We start from the raw sequence: 17,884 nt of genomic DNA, 5'->3' as shown, positions 1-17,884 counted from the left end.
GCTTGGAGGATTGTGTTTCAGTTGCAGGTCTTGCCGCACACGGTCTGGACTTCGCTCACGCAGATGTCGTCCCAGGCCGTGTTGCAGCAATAGGGATCCACGGCGCAGATGCTCGCTGCGCAGCCCGGGGAGGCGAGGGGAGGGACGTCGCAGCCCGAGGTGAGAGGAGCGCCTTCGGTGCAGAGCGTGTGAGCGCAGGTGCCGGCGACACATTGCAGGTTGTTCGCCACGCTCTGGACCTCGTTGACGCAGATGTCGTCCCATGCCGTGTTGCAGCAGTAGGAATCCGCGGCGCAGATGCTCGTCACGACAGGGCTGCACCCGGCGGTGAGCGCATTTCCGGTCTGGCAGGCTGAGTGGCCGCAGGGACCGATATTGCACGCAACAATATCGCTCTCATCGTCGTTCTCGCAGGTGGATCCATTGATGCCCCCGCCATGGGTTTCATGGTCAAGGCCACCCCCACTCCCATTGCCGCATGACGCGTTGGGCGTGCCATCATCGTCGGTGGGAGGGTTGATTGCCGAGTCACTTGATTGGCTGGAAAGCGCGTTGGGATCGTTGAGGAAGACGGTGACTGGGCGCCACGCGTCGCAGGGGTCGTAAAGGCTTCCTGATGCTACGCAGGTATCGCTACAGGGGGCGGTCGAAATGGAGCACTGACTATCTTGTTCTGCACAGAGCCGACCGGTAAGGTACGCGGTGTCGTGTTGCCACAACTCGCTGGAGCACGCGCGTCGATCGATTGCGTCATCCGGTGTCGGGAAGATGTTCCCATAGAACGCGCCCTCCGGATAGGTGAACACCTGGCCCTCTGTCGCGGGATAGGTAGCGCCACAAATGGGCGTCACGATGGGATCCGGTGGAAGCTCCCCCCCAGGGCTCTCCGGTGCCACCATGATGCTGAAGTAAGTATGACCAGGTTTGTCGCGCGGCGCAGCTCCCGCGTCATGGGGGCATGTGAACGTAATGTGGGCAGAGCCCAGGCCGAATTCTTCCACGAATCCTGCATAGGGGGGTGAAAATGCAGGGAGGCTCGGAGGCTGTTCACGGTAGTTACATCCGTGGATGCCTTTGCATACACGCACCTTGAGCGCTCCGCTACGCGCCATCGTCACGGGTTCGCCGTGCCTGCAAATCCCCACGAATTCCGGCTGCCAACCGCTTCCGACCAGTGTCCTGTCACGGAGCCTCGTCTGAACCCGGACCTTGGGCGCAGGCGGAAAACCATTGACCGGGATACGCACCGAGATGGGGACATGCCTGCCGAGAACGTTCATCCGCGCAAGGACACAGGCCGATACCATTTGGCTACACTTCTCACTGGCCGGAAAGCCCCCCCAGTTGCCAAACGTAGACCCCACACCGCAAAGGCCAAATTGGCCATTCCAAGTGACATTCTTGCCATTGACAGTGGCCGTTACATGCTGTCCCGGGTCAAGCGCGCACGAAACGATGTACTGCATGAGGTTTGCGGCGCTCGTAGGCCCCGGATTGAATAGACTCTGAATGTTCGGGTTGGCCGACAGGGTGGCTTGGAACCCACCACTCGTGAGCGGATGCTGCCAGACCTCCGAAAGGAGCGCGTCATTCAACTCGACCGCGGCAGGGTCGAGCCCATTCTGCGGCATCTCGAAGTTGGGCCCGTACGTGGCCTGCTGCGTCGAGTCCGTGACCTCTTCAAGCGTATCTTCTGCTCCGCACCCCATGACGAAGAGCGCGGGCACGAGGGCAAGCGTGGCGAGAAAGCGTCGAACGTTCATGCCCCACGCCTCACGCAAGGCCCGTGCCTAGCCGTTTGGCGCTCTTCTCCACGCCCGGGACCTCCAAGAGCTCGTTGCGGTGTTGCACCCCTTGTTGCACCAACGTCTTCGCGCCGCGGCGACGCTCGGGATCGGATGGTGTATGCAGCGAACGCGATGATCGACGGCCCGGACAGCAGGACGCTCTCCTCCACCGAAGAGCCCAAGGAGGTAGGCGACACCTACCACCGCCCCCACCTCTTCCTCGTCCTCGAGGCGCACCGCCCCCTCGCGCCTCCCGCGCGCGTATCGCTCGCGAAGCTCGACGAGCTCGAAATCGGCCGCGGATCCCCCCGACAGATGGAAGCGACGAACGCCCCGAGCGCCCGCCGCCTCACGATTCGCGCCGATGATCGCCGCATGTCGTCGACCCACGCGCGCCTCGGCAAGCTGCTCCAGCGCTGGGTCCTCGACGACGCCAAATCCAAGAACGGCACATTCGTCAACGGCATTCGAACGACCCGGGATGAACTCGAAGATGGCGACCTGATCGAGCTCGGCCAAACTTTTTTCCTCTACCGGGAAGCCCTTCCTTGCGACCCGAACGATCCCCCCGTGCTCGACCGGACCGCGTTGCGTCCAGCGGCCCCGGGCCTCGCGACCGTGCTCCCCCAGCTTCATCGTGTATTCGAAAGGCTTGTTCCCATCGCGCGTTCGACGATCTCGGTGATCCTCGAAGGCGAAACCGGCACCGGCAAGGAGGTCATGGCGCGCGCCCTCCACGCGCTCTCCGGGCGTCCCGGCGATTTCGTCGCGGTCAATTGTGGCGCCCTGCCGAAGGACCTCGTGGAGGCCGAGCTCTTCGGCCACAAGAAGGGGGCTTTTTCGGGGGCGACCGAGGATCGCCTCGGCCTCGTCCGCAGCGCCGACCGGGGCACGTTGTTCCTCGACGAAATCGGCGATCTCCCCGCGCCCGCACAGGCGGCCTTGCTGCGGACCCTTCAGGAGCGTGAGGTCCGTCCGATCGGCGGCACGCGCTCCATCGCCGTCGATCTCCGCGTGATCGCCGCGACCCATCGGTCCCTCGAACGAATGGTCGCCGCCGGCGCATTTCGCGCCGATCTCTGGAACCGCCTGGCCGGCCACAAGGTCGAGCTTCCCCCGCTGCGTGCGCGTCGGGAGGACCTCGGCCTGCTCGCCGGCGCGATCCTCGCACGCCTCCCACCCGATCAGGCCGCGCGGATCCAGATCCACCCGCGCGCGGCGAGGGCCATGCTCCGCCATGACTGGCCGGGGAACGTGCGGGAGCTGGAGAAGTGCCTCGGCACGGCGGTCGTGCTCGCGGGGGAAGGAGGAGTGGTGGAGCTCGAACACCTCCCCCCGGCCGTGCAGCGCGCGCTCGAAGGGCTCACAGCCGAGGAGGCCGCGCTCCGGGACGAGCTCATCGCGCTCCTCAAGGAACAGGGTGGCAATATCACCGCGGTCGCGAAGGCCATGGGCAAGGCACGCATGCAAGTCCAGCGCTGGCTGAAGCGGTTCGGAATCGACCCGACGCGGTTCCGGCGATAGCCGCGACGCCGCGGCGCAACCCACAGCGCAACAGCGCAACACCAGGCGGACGCTCCGCGCGCCCTGCTCCTCGTCGTATACGATGCGGATCTCGCGCTCCTCTCGCTTGGCACCGGGGTTGCTGACCGGACTGGCGCCGGCATCCCCTAGCGCCGGTACAGCCAACGCTTTTTCAAGGAGCCAGCCAGAATGACTTCGTACACGATACGCGTGCTCCAGCCGATTGCGCTCTTCACCGCGGCGTGCGCGGCGAGCTTCGTCGTCGCGCACGCGACGCCCGCGCAGGCGTCACGCGCGATCGTCCACGCCACGGCGTGCATGATCGAGACCGATTACATGGGCGACTACAAGATCTCGGCGAGCGGCATCGCCAACGCGAGCGGCAGCAGTGGTGTCGATCCCGGCGCCCGCGCCCGCAGGGTGTTTTGCCCCCTTCCCGACGAGACGTACAACTCCATCAATCAAACCGTGCCCGAGTCGAGGACCGACGTGCTGTACGTGTCCGGCGTCGACAGCAACAACAGCGTGCCGAACCACACCAACTACGAGCAAGACGGTCGGGCCATCGCCCAGACATGCGTTCGCTCGTACGGCGGCGCGCCCGCGCTCTGCTCGTACTGGGTGGAGCTCACGTCCGGCACGTACACAGGGGCGTTCGACACCAATATCGCCGCCTGGACCGGCGCCAACGACCCCGTGCCCTTCGTGAAGGCCTACCCCGACTATTATCCCGTCCTCGTGGTCAACCTGCCCAAGAGCGGCATTTACGGCTGGAGCAGCCTGTCCGGATTCAGTACGTTCTGAGCCTCGGCTCGCTCTCGTCCTCGTGGGGCCGGCCATTCCCTGCACGGGCGTGGCCGGCCTCCTCGCTCACTCCCGCATGACGAATCCCTCATGTCCTCGTCGAGGTGGCGAAATGAACTCGAAGAATTCCGAAAACGCGCATCGCGGCGCGCCTCTCCTCGTCCGCTCGTTCCTCCCCGCCCTCCTGGGTATTGTTGCCGGCGTCGGTTCCTCCCTGCTGCTCGCGCGACCGGCCGTGCTGGCTGCGAGCAAGGATGCGCCCGCGCCCCAGGCCGAGCTCCCCACGAAACGCACCGAGGGGCCTGCGCCCACAGCACCCCAAGCTCCCCTCGGCTTGGCGACGGCGCGGCTCTCGGCGCTGGAGGAGCGCATCGATTCGCTCGCCCCCACGAATGCGCCCCCCGATCCTGCGGAGCGCGAGGATTCCCGCCGCCGCTTCGAGGCCGTCGTCGCGTCGATGATCGATCGCCACGAGCAAGCGCCCGTCGACCCTGCGTGGTCCAAAACGACGAACGCTGCGTTGCGCCCGGCGCTGGACACGCTCGTCCAAGAAAACGCGAACGGGACCGCGCTCGAGGGGCTCGATTGCCGGACAAACTCCTGCGTGGCGACGCTCTCGTTCTCCTCCTACGCCGCCGCGCAGCAGGGCATCGATCGTTATGTCACGACGTTTTACGGCGTCAATTGCGTGCGCACCGCGAAGCTCGGCGAAGCGCCCGAAGATCCCACCGCGCCCGTGCAGGCCCAGCTCGTCTTCCAGGACTGCAAGCGCGACTGAGCGGCCAGGCCGTTGCAGGAGGACGCCGAGAGCGGGAAGGAAACGCCTCGCGCGCTGTTGAACCCCCCCGCCGCCGCTGCCACAGTCCTCCCGATGCCCCCGGAAGCCACCGCCCCCGATGCCGCCCTCGCCGCCGAGGGCCTCGTCAAACATTACGGTCCCACGATCGCCGTCGCCGGCCTTGATCTCGTCGTTCGTCCCGGCGAGGTCGTCGGCCTGCTCGGCCCGAACGGGGCGGGCAAGACGACCGCGCTGCGCATGCTCGCCGGCATCCTCCGGCCCACGCAGGGGCGCGTCCGGATCGGCGGCATCGACATGGCCGAGCGGCCGCTCGAAGCCAAAGCCCTCATTGGCTTCCTCTCCGGCGACACGCAGCTCTACCAGCGCCTCTCGCCGCGCGAGACCTTGCAGTATTTCGGCCGCCTCCACGGCCTCCCCGAGGCGGCCCTTGGCGCGCGCATCGACGACCTCGTGCGGGACCTCGAAATGGCCTCGTTCGCCGATCGCCCCTCGGCCACGCTCTCGGCCGGGCAAAAGCAGCGCGCCAACATCGCGCGCGCCTTCCTCCACGGGCCCTCCGTCCTCATCCTCGACGAGCCCACGAATGCGCTCGACGTCCTCTCCGGCCGCTTCATCGTCGAATCCATCCGCAAGGAGCGCGCGAAGGGCCGCGCGATTCTCTTCTCCACCCACATCATGAGCGAAGCCGAATATCTCTGCGATCGGATCGCCCTCATTCACGAAGGCCGCATCGTCGACGAGGGCGAGGTCCCGGCCCTCTGCGCGCGCGCCGGCGACGCGAAAAACCTCACGGATGCATTCCTCTACCACGTCGAGCGTGGTGCCCCCCGCGCGGACGGCGCGTCTCCCGGAGGTGCGGCGTGAGGCTCTCCATCGTCCTCGTCATTCTGCGCAAGGAGCTCCTCGAGACGCTGCGGGATCGCCGCACCTTCGTGAGCCTCGTCCTCTTGCCGCTGATGCTCTACCCGCTCTTCGCGCTCCTCATGAGCCGGATGGCGGGCGCCGAAATGGATGCGCTCGAAGCGCGCCCCTCGAAGATCGCCGTATGGGGCGAGCTCTCGCCCGACGTATCGGCCGCGCTCGCAGCCGACGAGAACAAACTCGAAATCATGCCGTGGCACGGCGTCTCCGCGCCGCTCCGCCGGGACCTCGAAGCCGGCTCCATTGCGCCCCCTGCGCCCGCGCCCCCACGCCCCCCCGGCCCGCCCCGCAAGGGGCCGAACGCCGAGGCCGCGGGCGCGGAAGCGAAAGCCGACACGAAACCACGCGACGCGGACCGGCCCGACGCGGCGGTCGCCCTCGCGGCCCGCGCGCTCGTCGGCGCCCGCGAGGCCCACGCCGTGCTCGTCCCCTGGCGGGGGTTTTCCGAGGACGTCCGCGCCGGCAAGGCCGCCCGTGTCACCCTTTATTACGACTCGGTCTGGGGCGACTCCGATTTCGCGGCCGATCGTCTCGATTACGCGCTCGCCCGCGCCCGCGACGGGTTGCTCGTCTCCCGCGAGGGCGAAAAAGGGTTGCCCAAGGGTTTTACCTCCGGCCTCGAGGTCGTCTCGCGCAACGTCGCGCCCGACGAACGGCGGGTCGGCAAGGTCCTCGGCACGCTCATGCCGATGATGCTGATCCTCATGTCGCTCCTCGGCGGCTTTCTCCGCGCGGCCGACATGACGGCCGGCGAAAAGGAGCGCGGCACCATGCAGACGCTCCTCTGCGCGCCGCTCCTGCCCATCGAGATCATCACCGGCAAGTTCCTCGCCGTCTTCGTCGTCTCGCTCTTCACGGCCCTCGTCAACGTCGCGAGCCTCGGCCTCACGATGCGCCGCATCCTGCCGGGCGAGATGGACATGCCGTTCTCGGCCCACGCGCTCACGTTCGCGCTCCTCGTCCCGGTCACGCTCCTCTTTTCGGCGCTCTTTCTGGCCGTCGCGGCCTTCGCCCGTGATTTCAAGGACGCGCAGAACCTGCTCACGCCCGTCTATCTGCCCGTCATGCTCCTCTCGATGATCACGTCCTTGCCCGGGATGGAGCTCTCCTTCGCCACCTCGTTCGTTCCGGTCCTCAACGTCGCGCTGCTCATCAAGGCGATTTACCTCGGCGACGTCTCGCCCGATCTCGTCCTCTTCACGCTCGGCTCGTCCACCTTGTTCGCCGCGCTCACGCTCGTCTTCGCCGCGCGTGTCTTCGAGCGCGAGGATGTCCTGCTCGGCGGCCGCGGCTCCTTCCGCGCTGTCTTCTCGTTCGAGCGGCAAAAAGGCGGGATCCCGAGCCTCGGGTTCTCCCTCGGCGCCTTCGCCGTCATCCTCGTCGTGATGTTTTACGCGAGCTTCCTCGTCGAGAAGACGACGAACAAAACCGCGCAGCTCGTCGCCACCCAGCTCGGCCTGTTTTTCCTGCCCGCGCTCGCCGCCATCGCCGCGTCGGGCGCCTCGATGCGCGAGACGCTCGGCCTTCGTTTGCCGCGCCCGCGCGCGCTCGTCGGCGCCGTCCTCGCGGGCCTCTCCGGGGGCGCCGCCGTCAGCGCGATCGCGACCCGCCTCGTGCCCGTCCCCCACGAGTTCGCGGAGAAACTCGGCGACGCCCTCCTGCTCGACGGCCAGCCCCTCGGGGTGCTGCTGATCGTCATCGCCGTCCTGCCCGCGCTTTGCGAGGAGACGCTCTTCCGCGGGCTGCTCTTTTCGGGCCTCACGCGCGCCGGGTTCGGTCTCGCGCTCGTCGCCTCGTCGCTCCTCTTCGGCCTCGCGCACGGCTCGATTTATCGGCTGATCCCCACGTTCTCGCTCGGCCTGCTCCTCGGCTACGCCCGCCACGAGACGCGGTCGCTCCTGCCCGGCATCCTCGTGCACGGGATCAACAATGCCCTCGCCATCACGGTCCTCGCCGTGCGGCCGGCGTGGCTGGAGAAGCTCTTGCAAACCAATCAGGTGCCCGTCGGGCTCGGCGTCGCCGCGGCGCTCGTGCTCGCGCTCGGCGTGGTTCTCATGCGTGAGCCGCGCGAAGCCGACGCGCGCGGCTGATTCACGTGCCTGCGGCCGCCTTGGGCTGCTCGGCCGGGGCGCCTTCCTCGTTTCCACGCGCGACGAAGCTCCCGAAGGCGGCGGCCGTGAAGAACATGATCAGGCTGTAGATGGCCGGCGGAACGGCCATCGTCGAATTGTTGAGCAGCGTGGGCGTCGAGGCGATCGCGATCGCCAAGGTCCCGTTGTGGATTCCGATCTCCATGCCGATCGCGGTCGCCTGGCGCTTCGGCAGCCGCACGAGCAGGGGGACGAGATACCCGAGGCCCATGCTGGCCAGGTTGAACACGAGCGCCGCGAGGCCCACCTGCTTGAAATACGTCACCAGGTTCGCCCGCTCCTTCAGCACGGCCGCGGCGATGATGAGCAGGAGGAACACGGCCGAGGTGATCTTCACCGGCGTCTGCAGCCGATCCGAGACCGCCGGGCGTTTCGCGCGGATGAGCATCCCGATCCCCACGGGCACGAGCACGACGGCGAAGACCTGGATCACCTTGTCGAACTGAAGCGGAATGCTCTTTTCGGTCCCGAGGAACGCCGCGAGCGACAGGTTCACGATGAACGGCAACGTGAACAGGCTGAGGATGGAGTTCGTCGCGGTCAGCGTGATGTTCAGCGCGACGTCGCCTTTCGCGAGGTGGCTGAAGAGGTTCGCCGTCGCGCCGCCCGGCGAAGCGGCGAGGAGCATGAGCCCGACAGCGAGCTCGGGCGGGAGCCCGAAGCCCTTCGCGATGCCGTAGCAGGCGAGCGGCAAGAGCACTGTCTGGCAGAGGAGCCCCACGAAGACGGCCCGCGGATACACCAGCACGCGCCGGAAATCCTCGAGCGTGAGCCCGAGCCCGAGGCCCAGCATGATGACGCCGAGCGCGAGCGGCATGAACACGGCCGTGAAGACATTCGATTGCATGGCGGCTCATGAGGGTCGCACGAACACCGTGATCGACTCAACCGTGAGCACGCCGCCATGACGCGTCGGCTTGCGTTTCGGTCGGGGTTGTAGGAGTACATGAAGGCGGAACCATGGCAGAGGAACGAACGGCGGTGGGGGCGGGGGGAGACGTCGCCGCGCTCGAAGCGGAGATCGCAACCCTGCGGCGCGAAAACGCCTCGCTGAAGGCGCAGGTGCTCGCGCTCGAGGGCGCGCTCATGGACGTGCGGATCGACGCGCCGCCCCGGATGGCGACGATGCGCGCCGCCGTGGTCGAGCGCGTCGACAACGAGCGAAGGCGCCTCCTCCACGCGGTCCTCGACCATTCGCCCAGCATCATCTTCGTGAAGGACCCGGAAGGCCGATACATCCTCGTGAATCGTCAAGCCGAGCATCGCTTCGGCGTGACACGAAAGGAGCTGCTCGGCCGGACCGACGACGATTTCTTCCCGCCGGAGGCCGCGCAGGCCATGCGCGAGAAGGACACGGAGGCCGTTCGCCGGGGCGAGCCCCTTCAATTCGAGGAGGCGATCGTGTTCGACGGCGAGCTCCGGCATTTCCACACGATCAAATTCCCCATCCTGAACAGCTTCGGCGCGCTCATGGGCGTCTGCGGCATTGCCACGGACATCACGGAGCAAAAACGCAAGGAGGAGGAGCGCCTGCTCCTGCGCGAGCAGGTGATCGCCGCGCAGCAAGAGGCGCTGCGTGAGCTCTCCACGCCCCTCGTCCCGATCGCCGACGGCGTCGTGGCCATGCCGATCGTCGGCAGCGTCGACCAGGCGCGCGCCGAGCGGATCATGAGCACGCTCCTCGACGGCATCGGCCATCACGGCGCGCACGCGGTGATCCTCGACATCACGGGCGTGCGCACCGTCGACACGAACGTCGCGAGCGCCATCGTCTCGGCAGCCCGCGCGGTGCGGCTCCTCGGCGCGCGCGTGGTCGTCACGGGCGTGCGGGCCGAGGTCGCGCGGACCCTGATCGAGATCGGCACCGATCTCGAAGGAATCATCATGCGGGGCAATCTGCAGAGCGGCATTGCATTCGCGCTCCGCCGGTAGCACGTAGGTCCGGCCGCGGCGGCTCGCCCGATGCGCGCTCGCCGCGGCCGGCGGCTCGCTTCTTTGCCAGGGCAGAATCCACACAGGACGGGAGTGGCACCCTTCTTGGTTGCCTCCCCCCCCGCGCCCGCGGCAAGGCCCCGTGAAACTCCCGACGAAACGTGCGGACTGGCTGCTCTTCCTGGTCATGCTCGTACCGATCGGCCTGAGCATCTGGTTTGGCTTGTCCCAGATCGACACGATTCACCGCCGCCAGGCCGCGGCGACCATCCAGACGGTGCTCGCAACGACCCGCGAGGCTCTGGTGACGTGGGAGCGGCACACGGCGACCACCGCGAGGGCCTGGGCGAGCGAGGTGGGCATCCGGCGCGCCATCCTCGCGCAATTGAAGTTCCGGAGCGAGGGCGGGGCGCTCCACGAGAGCCCGCACCTCGGGGAGCTGCGGCGCTTGCTGCGGGACGTCGTTCAGCAGAAGCAATTCATGGGCTTCGATGTCATCGCCGCGGACGGCATTGAAATCGCCTCCGACCACGCAGACGCCGTGGCGACGAACACGCTGAGCCGCCTGGACCCGGACAGCGTCACCGCGGCGCTTCGTGGCTCGACCGTCATCGGAGCGCCGTTCGTCATGCGCAACAAAAACTTCGGCGTCGGCGTCCCGACGATGCTGGTCGTGACGCCCGTGCGCGACGAGGAGGGGACGATCGTGGCGGCGCTCGCCTTCCGCCTCGATCCCACCGGGGAGTTCTCGCACATTACGAGGTCAGGCCAGGTCGGCGAGACGGGCGAGACCTATGCATTCGACCGTCACGCGCGCCTCGCGACGGAGAGCCGGTTCGAGCCGATGCTCCGCGACATTGGCTTGCTCGCGGTCGGCGAGCGCTCGAGCCACGTCATCGAGCTGCGTGATCCGGGCGGCGACATGCTCCGCGGCTTTCGCCCCCACGTACCCCGGTCGGAGCAGCCCTTGACGAAAATGGCCATGAGCGCCGTCGCCGGAAAATCCGGGCTCGACATCGACGGCTACCGCGATTATCGCGGCGTGGAGGTGATCGGGGCCTGGGTATGGGATCCGGAGCTCCGGCTCGGCATCGCGACCGAGGTCGACAAGGCCGAGGCCTACAGCGCCCTCGCCGCGACGCGCAGGGTCGTTCTTCGCACGTTCCTCGTCGGGCTCTGCATCACGCTCGCGTTGACCCTCCTTTTGCAGCAGCGCGCGACGGCCCTCGTCCACGGACTGGCGCGGGAGCGGGAGCTCCGGAGCGAGCTCGAGGAGCGCGTCGGCCGTCTCCAGCGGGTGGAGGAGGAGCTGAAGAGCGCGCTCCACGCGCGAGAAGACTTCCTGCGGTTCGCGTCGCACGAGCTCCGCACGCCGCTCACGAGCCTGCGGCTCCTTTACGAATACATGCTTCGATCCCGCCCCGAGGACGCGACGCCCGCGATGAGCCCGGCGGACGTCAATCGATTCTTGAAGGTCTCGACGCGCGAGCTTTACCGGATGACGCAGGTCATCAACAACATGTTCGTCCTGTCGAGTGTCGCCGCGGGCAGCGCGGTGCTGAACCTCGAGCGCGTGGATCTCGAGGAGCTCGTGCGGAACGTCGTTCGGAAGATGCAGGCGGAGGTCGCGGCGGAAGGGTGCACCGTGGAGATCCAGGGCGATGGCCTCGTGGTTGGCCACTGGGATCGGGCGCACCTCGAGCAGGTCTTCGTGAACCTGCTGTCGAATGCGGCGCGATTCGGCAGCAGGCAGCCGATCACGATATCGATCGGCAGGGAGTCGGGCTTCGCGGTCGTCACGGTGCGGGATCGCGGCGTCGGCATCACGAAGGAGGACCAGGAGAGGATGTTCGAGCCGTTTCAGCGGAGGCAGGACGCGCACGCCGGGCTCGGCGCGGGGCTCTTCGTTTGCCGCGCGATCGTCGAAGCGCACAAGGGCACGATCTCCGTCTCCAGCGAGAAGGGCCAAGGCGCGGCCTTCCGCGTGCAGCTACCGCTGCCACCGGGGACCGAGCAGGCATGACGCGTCGAGCGGTCGGGCGGCGATCGAAGGGCTAAAACTGGATGGGCAATCGCTTCTTCGCGTGCAGGAGGAGCAGCATCGAGCTCGGCTCGAGGTCCTCGCGCGGCACGGCCAATTTCATCCGCGGCAGGCGCCGGAGCAGCGTCTCCACGGCGATCACCGCCTCCAGGCGCGCGAGCGGCGCACCCAGGCAGAAATGGATCCCGTAGCCGAAGGCGATGTGCTTGTTCGGCTTTCGCCCCACGTCGAAGCGGTCCGCGTCCGGGAATCGTGATTCGTCGTGATCGGCCGAGAGCAGCGATGCCAGGACGAGCTCGTTTTTCCGGATCGTCACCCCGCCGATCTCCACGTCCTCCAGCGCGAAGCGGTACGTCGTCGTCTCCACCGGCCCGCAATACCGCAGCATCTCCTCCACGGCCGATTCGAGGAGCGAGGGATCGGCGACGAGGCGCTCGCGCTCCTCGGGGTGATCCATCAGCGCGAGCATGCCGTTCGTGATGAGATTGACCGTGGTCTCGTGGCCTGCGACGAGCAGGAGGAAGAGCATGCCCACGAGCTCCTGCGTGCTCAGCCGATCGCCGCCTTCCTCGGCCGCCACCAGCCCGCTCACGAGATCGTCCCTCGGCTCGGCCCGCCGGCGCTCGATGAGCGCCATGAAGTACTGGAAGAATTCGAAGCCGGTGGCGCGCAGGTGCGCGAGCTGCTCGTCGGTGTCCGCGGGCGTGAAGAGCGTCGTCGTCCAGCGCCGAAAATCGTCCTGATCCGAGGCCGGCACGCCGAGCAGCTCGGCGATGACCGTGACGGGCAGGGGATACGAGAACTGGGAGACGAGGTCCATCCCGCTCGAATCCCGCGCGACCGCGGCCGAGACGAGGTTCTCCGCGATCGCGGAGATGCGGCTCCGGAGGCCCTCGACGATCTGCGGCGTGAAGGCCTTGGCCACGATGGATCGCAGCCGTGTATGGTCCGGCGGATCTGCGCCCAGCATGTGCTTGCCGAGGGCATCGAATTCGCTCGACACGTGCATGCGCGCCCGCTCTTCGGCGGACCATTTCGTGAAATCCTTGCCGAAGCGCGGATCCCGCAGCATGTCGGAGCAATCGGCGTACCGCGTGAGCAGCCAGAACGGCGTCTTGCGATAAGGCTCGAGGATCTGCACGGCGGGCTCTTCGGCCCGGAGGCGCTTGTAGATGGGGTGAGGGTCCTTGCGGCCCTCCAGGGTGAACAAGGGGTGCATCGACGAAGCATGGTAGGGGGGCGTGAAAGGGGCAGGCAAGGGAGCACGTTCTGCGCGCGAGCTGCCCAACGTGTGACGTTTGGTACGCTTCGCTGCCCGAGCGACCTCGCTCATGGCTGGCGGCTCGAAAAAGGTGCTCCCATGGTACATGCCGCGCCTGCCCTTTACGCCCCTGCCTCGTTTTCGTAGTCTCGGCGCATGGGCCGCCTCGAGACGAATGGGTACTACGCGCTCGGGGTCCCCTTCTACCTCGCCATCGTCGCCCTGGAGATCGCGCTTTCGCGGCGGAAGGGAAAACACGTCTACGGGTTCGCCGACACGCTCGGGAGCTTCTCGGCGGGGCTCGGCGAGATCGTCCTCGGCCTCTTCCTCGGCCCCCTGCTGCTCGGCCTCTACGATTTTGCTCACGACAAGCTCGCCCTCGTGCGCTGGCCCGAGGGCTCGATCGTCCCCTGGATCCTCGCGTTCGCGCTCGGCGACCTCGGGTATTACTGGTACCACCGCGCCGGCCATTCCGTGGCCGCGTTCTGGGCCATTCACGGCGTCCACCACCAGTCCGAGCATTTCAACGTCTCGGTCGCCACGCGTCACCCCTGGTTCTCCGACACCTACGCGTTCCTTTTCTACGCGCCGATCCCCATGCTCGGCGTCCCGCCGCTGCATTTCTTCGTGGCGATCTCGATCATCTCGTTTTACGCGCTCACCGTCCATTCCCGCGTCTTCCACCGGCCGGGCCTCTGGTTTTTGGTCACGCCGGCGACGCACATCGTGCATCATTCGAAAAACCGGCGGTATCTGAACAAGAACTTCGGCGCGATGTTCACGGTGTGGGACCGGATGTTCGGTACGCACGTGGAGGTCGATCCGGCCGATCCGCCGGTCCTCGGAACGCCGTTCGGCTACCAGACGCACGACGGCGCGCGGGCGCAATGGGTGTTTTTTCGCGATCTCGTCGCCGTCGCCCGGCAGGCGAGGACGTTCGGCGACAAGGTCCGGACCTTCGTCCGCCACCCCGGCTGGACCCCCGCGGGGATCGGGTTCCCGCGCCACGCGCCCGCGCGGCCCGACGCGGACATTCCCACGCGCACGAAGGTCTATGCCGCGCTCGCGTTCGCCGCGACGCTCGCGTTCGCGCTGCACCTGCTCTGGCTGCGCGAGCGGCATCCTTTCTGGCAGCTCGCGGCCGGGGCGCTCGTCGTCCTGTGGGGGTTGTCCACGATTGGAGGGCTGCTCGACGGGCGCGACGGCGCAGCCAAGCGGGAGGGTGTGCGTGTCGCCGCGACGGCCGCGCTCGGCCTCGCCATCGCGTTCAGCTCGTCCGCATCCTAGTGCCGAGATCGAAGAGGCTTCGCGCCGATCCGCCATGGCCGAGCGCCTGGTTGATGCCCCGGCACGCGGTCCAGCATTGCTGGCATCGCGCGATCTCGGCCTGCTTCTCTTGCAGACGCCGATAAAGCTCGCCGAGGTTCGCGTCGCGCACGTTGCCCACGCTCTCGTGGATCCGCTCGATGCAGGGCGAGACGTTGCCCACGTGATCGATGTTGAACCCCGTCTTGCCCGCGCTGCACGTGGGCATCTCACCCTGCGCGAGGAAGGCGTCGATACGCGCGAAATAATCGCGGAAGTACCGGAGGTGCGGATACCGCTCCCATAACGCGAGCACGTGCTCGGATACGCCCACGGGCGGCATCTTGTCGGGGCCCTCCTTGCCGCGGCGATAACCCGCAATGCTGAGGAGCGTGAGCTGATGGCCGACCCCGCGTGCGTCGCTTTGCCGGAGCAAGCCTTCCAGGTCGCGCCAGTTGTCCTCCATCAGCACCGTCATCACGTGCACCTGTTTGCCCCCGCGCGGCGCCGTGTCGCGCAGGATGTCGACCGCCTTCCAGGCGCGATCCGTGGTCCCCGCGAGCCTGCGTTTCCCGTCGTGCCGGCTCGCCTCGGGGTAATCGATGGACACGTTGCCGTGCACGAGCCCCGCGTCCCAGAGCGCCTTCGCCTTGTCCTCCGTCACGAACCAGCCGTTCGTGAACAGCGCGGTGATGTGTTTCTCCGACAGGATCCGCACGATCTCCACGATGTCCGGCCGCGCGAGCGGCTCGCCGCCCTCGACTGAAATCACGAACGTACCGAGCGCCGCGAGCTCGTCCGCGACGCGGCGGTAGTCGGCGAGCGAGAGTTCTTGCTTGGGCGGCGCGGGGTTCGGCCAGAAATCGCAGAAGCTGCATTCCATGTTGCAGCGGTTCGTGACCTGGATCAGGCACGAAAAAGGTCGCCTGCGGAGGAGCGTCGTGGTGAACGCTGCCTCTTTTTTCCACGTGGCGAAGCTCATCCGAACCTCCATCCACCGGCGAACTGCTTGCCGAGCCGCTCCGTCGCGTCGCGCACGATCGGAGCCACCTCGCGGTATTCGTCGAGGAGCGCGCCGATCCGATCCACGACACGGTCGATCTCGGCGTCCGTCACCGTGAGCGGCGGTTCGAGCTTGAGCACGTTCCATTGCTGGCTCGCGGGTTGCGCCACGATGCCGTGTTCGAGCAGCCGCACGCTCAGCCATTGCCCGAAGATGCGGCGCGAGACCGCTTCCACGAGGCCCGGCAAGGCCCGATGCAAGAGCCCGCCTTTTTCGGTCGGCCCGAGCTCGATCCCCACGAAGAGCCCGCGGCCCCGCACCTCGCGCACGAGCGGGTGCTTGCCAATGCGATCCCGCAAGGCATGGAGCATCCGCTCGCCTTTCTCCCGGCTCGCGCGGACGAGCCCCTCCTCGTCGAGGATCGCGAGGATCGCCCCGGCCGTGCGGCAAGCGAAGGCATTGCCCGCGTACGTCGAGCCGTGCAGATCGAAGCGCTCCGCGGTGCCAAACGCGCGCTGGCACAGGTCCTTCGTGGTGAGCGTCGCGGAGATCGGCACCATTCCACCGCCGAGGGCCTTGCCGAGCACGAGGACGTCCGGGAAAAACCCTTCGGCCTCGCAAGCGAAGAGCGAGCCGGTGCGGCCGAGGCCAGTCTGCACCTCGTCCAGGATGAGCAGCGCGCCGCGCTTTCGGCAAAGCTCCTGCGCGGCGCGCAGGTACCCCTTCGGAGGCACGATCATGCCGCCCTCGGCCTGGATCGGCTCGACGAGGAATGCGGCGGCGCGGGTCTTGCCAAGCGCCTCGTCGAGCGCGTCGAGATCCCCGAACGGCACTTCCTGGCAGGCAGGCAAGAGCGGCTCGAAGAGCTCACGCATGCGCGGGATGCCGGACGTCGACAGCGTGCCGAGGTTCAGCCCGTGATAGCCGTTCTTGCAATACACGAGCGTCTTTTTCCCGGTCGCGGCGCGCGCGAGCTTGAGCGCGGCCTCCACGGCCTCGGCGCCGGTGCACGAGAAGAGGCACATCGTGAGCGGGCCGGCGCGGCGCGCGAGCTCGGCCGCGAGCTCGGCCGCGTGGACGGGCGGTCCGACGTGCACCAGGTTCGGCACGTCGTCCGCGAGGAACGCGGCCATGTGCGCCCGGAGCTTCGGGTGGTTGTGTCCGAGGTTGTGCGCGCCGAAGCCCGCGAGGAAATCGAGATATTCGCGCCCCTCGTGATCCCACAAGGTCGCCCCACGCGCGCGGACGAACACGCGGCCGTAGCCGAAGGCGCCGAGGAGTTTTACGAAGGCGGGATTGATGTGCTCCGCGTACTTCGCGACCGCTGGGTGGGAGGAGGGTGAGGGGGGCATCCGCGGGCGATTGTCGCTCCCGGATGCGGCGAGAAGCAAGCGCCGATCAGGTCAGGTGGCCGGCCTTCGGCTTGAGCAGGGGCGGCAGATCCGTCTCGCCGAGCCGCTGCCGGAGGTTCACCTCGATCATGCGCGAGAGGCCGGAGAGCGGGAGATCGTTCGCGTCCACGCCGAAGGGATTTTCGATCTCGTCGCCGATCGCGTCGAGGCCGTAGAACGCATAGGCCACGATCCCCACGACGACCGGCGTGAACACCCCGACCGTCTTCACGATCCCGAACGGGAGCGCGAAGCAATAAATGGCGACGAGCTGGTGAATGAGCGAGGTGTACGAGAGCGGGATCGGCGTGCTCTTGATGCGCTCGCAGCCGCCCTGGAGGTCCGTGAGGACGGTGAGGCTCTGCTCCAGCACGGGCAGGTGGTAGGAGTGAATCCAGCCGCGCTGCCAGGCGTCGCGCAGGCGGAACGCGGCCGATTGGAGGATCGCCGTGGGCCGATTCAGCTCGGGCCGCAATGCCTCGATCTCGGCCGCCGCGAGGAAGGGCTCGAGCTCCTCCAGCCGATCCTGATCGCGGAGGTGCAGCCGGAGCGCATGCGTGTAGCCGATGATCCGATAGACCATCTCCCGGCGGAACGCCGCGACAGGCTCGCTCTCGTCGGCGCGCTCGGCCGGCGCGTTCACGAGCGTGAGGATCTGGCGCGTGATCGTGCGGGTCGTGTTGACGAGGCCGCCCCAGAGCTTTCGGCCTTCCCAGAAACGGTCGTAACTCGTGTTGTTTCGGAAGCCGAGGAAGATGCTGAGCGCGAGGCCGATGAGCGTGAACGGGATCGTCGTGAGGTCCGGGTGAAAAAACCGGACGTTCAAGTCGATCACGGTCACCACGACGGCGAGCAGCGTGGTGAGGGCCATGCGGCCACGGATCCGCTGCATCGCCGTCCCGCGGTACTTGAGGAGCAGGCGCAGCCAGGAGTAGCGTTTTTCCGTCACCATCATGGGGCACGATC

Annotated in this window: 14 protein-coding genes; 8 read left to right on the top strand and 6 right to left on the bottom strand. The window is 67.4% G+C overall.

Annotated features, from left to right (window positions below):
* Window positions 1-17 precede the first annotated feature (17 nt).
* A complete protein-coding gene (locus POL67_RS54555; protein WP_506333376.1) occupies window positions 18-899 on the bottom strand; it encodes a hypothetical protein in 882 nt (293 codons plus the stop codon).
* Window positions 900-1,898: 999 nt separating this feature from the next.
* On the opposite strand from POL67_RS54555, the gene POL67_RS35795 reads away from it, so the two are divergent.
* The 5 genes from POL67_RS35795 (at window position 1,899) to POL67_RS35775 (ending at window position 7,925) form a co-directional block, all read left to right on the top strand.
* The gene (locus tag POL67_RS35795) at window positions 1,899-3,311 is read left to right on the top strand and encodes an FHA and sigma-54 interaction domain-containing protein (RefSeq protein WP_271925121.1); all 1,413 of its coding nucleotides are present in this window, start codon (window positions 1,899-1,901) and stop codon (window positions 3,309-3,311) included.
* A gap of 189 nt (window positions 3,312-3,500) precedes the next feature.
* On the top strand, window positions 3,501-4,115 hold the full coding sequence (locus POL67_RS35790; protein WP_271925120.1) for a hypothetical protein: 615 nt from the start codon (window positions 3,501-3,503) through the stop codon (window positions 4,113-4,115).
* Between the two features lie 112 nt (window positions 4,116-4,227).
* The gene (locus POL67_RS35785) at window positions 4,228-4,893 is read left to right on the top strand and encodes a hypothetical protein (protein WP_271925119.1); all 666 of its coding nucleotides are present in this window, start codon (window positions 4,228-4,230) and stop codon (window positions 4,891-4,893) included.
* A gap of 93 nt (window positions 4,894-4,986) precedes the next feature.
* Window positions 4,987-5,778, top strand: a complete 792-nt coding sequence (locus tag POL67_RS35780) for an ABC transporter ATP-binding protein (protein WP_271925118.1) — start codon at window positions 4,987-4,989, stop codon at window positions 5,776-5,778.
* Window positions 5,775-7,925, top strand: coding sequence for an ABC transporter permease subunit/CPBP intramembrane protease (locus POL67_RS35775; RefSeq protein ID WP_271925117.1), 2,151 nt, complete (start codon window positions 5,775-5,777; stop codon window positions 7,923-7,925). Before POL67_RS35780 ends, POL67_RS35775 begins: the two co-directional genes overlap by 4 nt.
* 1 nt (window position 7,926) lies before the next feature.
* Here the strand turns inward: POL67_RS35775 and POL67_RS35770 are convergent, their stop codons facing one another.
* On the bottom strand, window positions 7,927-8,832 hold the full coding sequence (locus tag POL67_RS35770; RefSeq protein ID WP_271925116.1) for a bile acid:sodium symporter family protein: 906 nt from the start codon (window positions 8,830-8,832) through the stop codon (window positions 7,927-7,929).
* Between the two features lie 113 nt (window positions 8,833-8,945).
* Here POL67_RS35770 and POL67_RS35765 point away from each other — a divergent pair, with 113 nt between their 5' ends.
* The gene (locus POL67_RS35765; RefSeq protein ID WP_271925115.1) at window positions 8,946-9,917 is read left to right on the top strand and encodes a PAS domain-containing protein; all 972 of its coding nucleotides are present in this window, start codon (window positions 8,946-8,948) and stop codon (window positions 9,915-9,917) included.
* 142 nt (window positions 9,918-10,059) lie between these two features.
* Window positions 10,060-11,940, top strand: a complete 1,881-nt coding sequence (locus tag POL67_RS53840; protein ID WP_271925114.1) for a sensor histidine kinase — start codon at window positions 10,060-10,062, stop codon at window positions 11,938-11,940.
* Between the two features lie 31 nt (window positions 11,941-11,971).
* On the opposite strand, the gene POL67_RS35755 is transcribed toward POL67_RS53840, so the two are convergent.
* Window positions 11,972-13,177 carry a cytochrome P450 family protein gene (locus POL67_RS35755; protein WP_271925113.1) on the bottom strand — a complete coding sequence of 402 codons (1,206 nt, stop codon included), beginning with the start codon at window positions 13,175-13,177 and terminating at the stop codon, window positions 11,972-11,974.
* 198 nt (window positions 13,178-13,375) lie between these two features.
* Here POL67_RS35755 and POL67_RS35750 point away from each other — a divergent pair, with 198 nt between their 5' ends.
* Window positions 13,376-14,506, top strand: a complete 1,131-nt coding sequence (locus POL67_RS35750) for a sterol desaturase family protein (protein ID WP_271925112.1) — start codon at window positions 13,376-13,378, stop codon at window positions 14,504-14,506.
* Here the strand turns inward: POL67_RS35750 and POL67_RS35745 are convergent.
* The 3 genes from POL67_RS35745 to POL67_RS35735 are packed head-to-tail and all read right to left on the bottom strand — an operon-like array spanning window position 14,487 to window position 17,873.
* Entirely contained in the window at window positions 14,487-15,506 is a 1,020-nt protein-coding gene (locus tag POL67_RS35745) for a radical SAM/SPASM domain-containing protein (RefSeq protein WP_271925111.1), read from the bottom strand. The two genes, POL67_RS35750 and POL67_RS35745, sit on opposite strands and share 20 nt — an antisense overlap.
* Window positions 15,503-16,879 (bottom strand): aspartate aminotransferase family protein, encoded by a 1,377-nt coding sequence (locus tag POL67_RS35740; RefSeq protein ID WP_271925110.1) that lies wholly within the window; start codon window positions 16,877-16,879, stop codon window positions 15,503-15,505. Before POL67_RS35740 ends, POL67_RS35745 begins: the two co-directional genes overlap by 4 nt.
* A gap of 46 nt (window positions 16,880-16,925) precedes the next feature.
* Window positions 16,926-17,873 carry a bestrophin family protein gene (locus tag POL67_RS35735; protein ID WP_271925109.1) on the bottom strand — a complete coding sequence of 316 codons (948 nt, stop codon included), beginning with the start codon at window positions 17,871-17,873 and terminating at the stop codon, window positions 16,926-16,928.
* Window positions 17,874-17,884 lie beyond the last annotated feature (11 nt).

This window comes from Polyangium mundeleinium (assembly GCF_028369105.1).
Lineage (GTDB): Bacteria > Myxococcota_A > Polyangia > Polyangiales > Polyangiaceae > Polyangium > Polyangium mundeleinium.
This window is presented reverse-complemented; position numbering and strand designations above follow the sequence as displayed.

Coding starts and splice junctions, on each gene's coding strand:
- POL67_RS54555 (WP_506333376.1), bottom strand. CDS start 899: ATGGTGGCACCGGAGAGCCCTGGGGGGGAGCTTCCACCGGATCCCATC.
- POL67_RS35745 (WP_271925111.1), bottom strand. CDS start 15,506: ATGAGCTTCGCCACGTGGAAAAAAGAGGCAGCGTTCACCACGACGCTC.
- POL67_RS35795 (WP_271925121.1), top strand. CDS start 1,899: ATGGTGTATGCAGCGAACGCGATGATCGACGGCCCGGACAGCAGGACG.
- POL67_RS35765 (WP_271925115.1), top strand. CDS start 8,946: ATGGCAGAGGAACGAACGGCGGTGGGGGCGGGGGGAGACGTCGCCGCG.
- POL67_RS35770 (WP_271925116.1), bottom strand. CDS start 8,832: ATGCAATCGAATGTCTTCACGGCCGTGTTCATGCCGCTCGCGCTCGGC.
- POL67_RS35740 (WP_271925110.1), bottom strand. CDS start 16,879: ATGCCCCCCTCACCCTCCTCCCACCCAGCGGTCGCGAAGTACGCGGAG.
- POL67_RS35750 (WP_271925112.1), top strand. CDS start 13,376: ATGGGCCGCCTCGAGACGAATGGGTACTACGCGCTCGGGGTCCCCTTC.
- POL67_RS35790 (WP_271925120.1), top strand. CDS start 3,501: ATGACTTCGTACACGATACGCGTGCTCCAGCCGATTGCGCTCTTCACC.
- POL67_RS35735 (WP_271925109.1), bottom strand. CDS start 17,873: ATGATGGTGACGGAAAAACGCTACTCCTGGCTGCGCCTGCTCCTCAAG.
- POL67_RS35755 (WP_271925113.1), bottom strand. CDS start 13,177: ATGCACCCCTTGTTCACCCTGGAGGGCCGCAAGGACCCTCACCCCATC.
- POL67_RS35785 (WP_271925119.1), top strand. CDS start 4,228: ATGAACTCGAAGAATTCCGAAAACGCGCATCGCGGCGCGCCTCTCCTC.
- POL67_RS35780 (WP_271925118.1), top strand. CDS start 4,987: ATGCCCCCGGAAGCCACCGCCCCCGATGCCGCCCTCGCCGCCGAGGGC.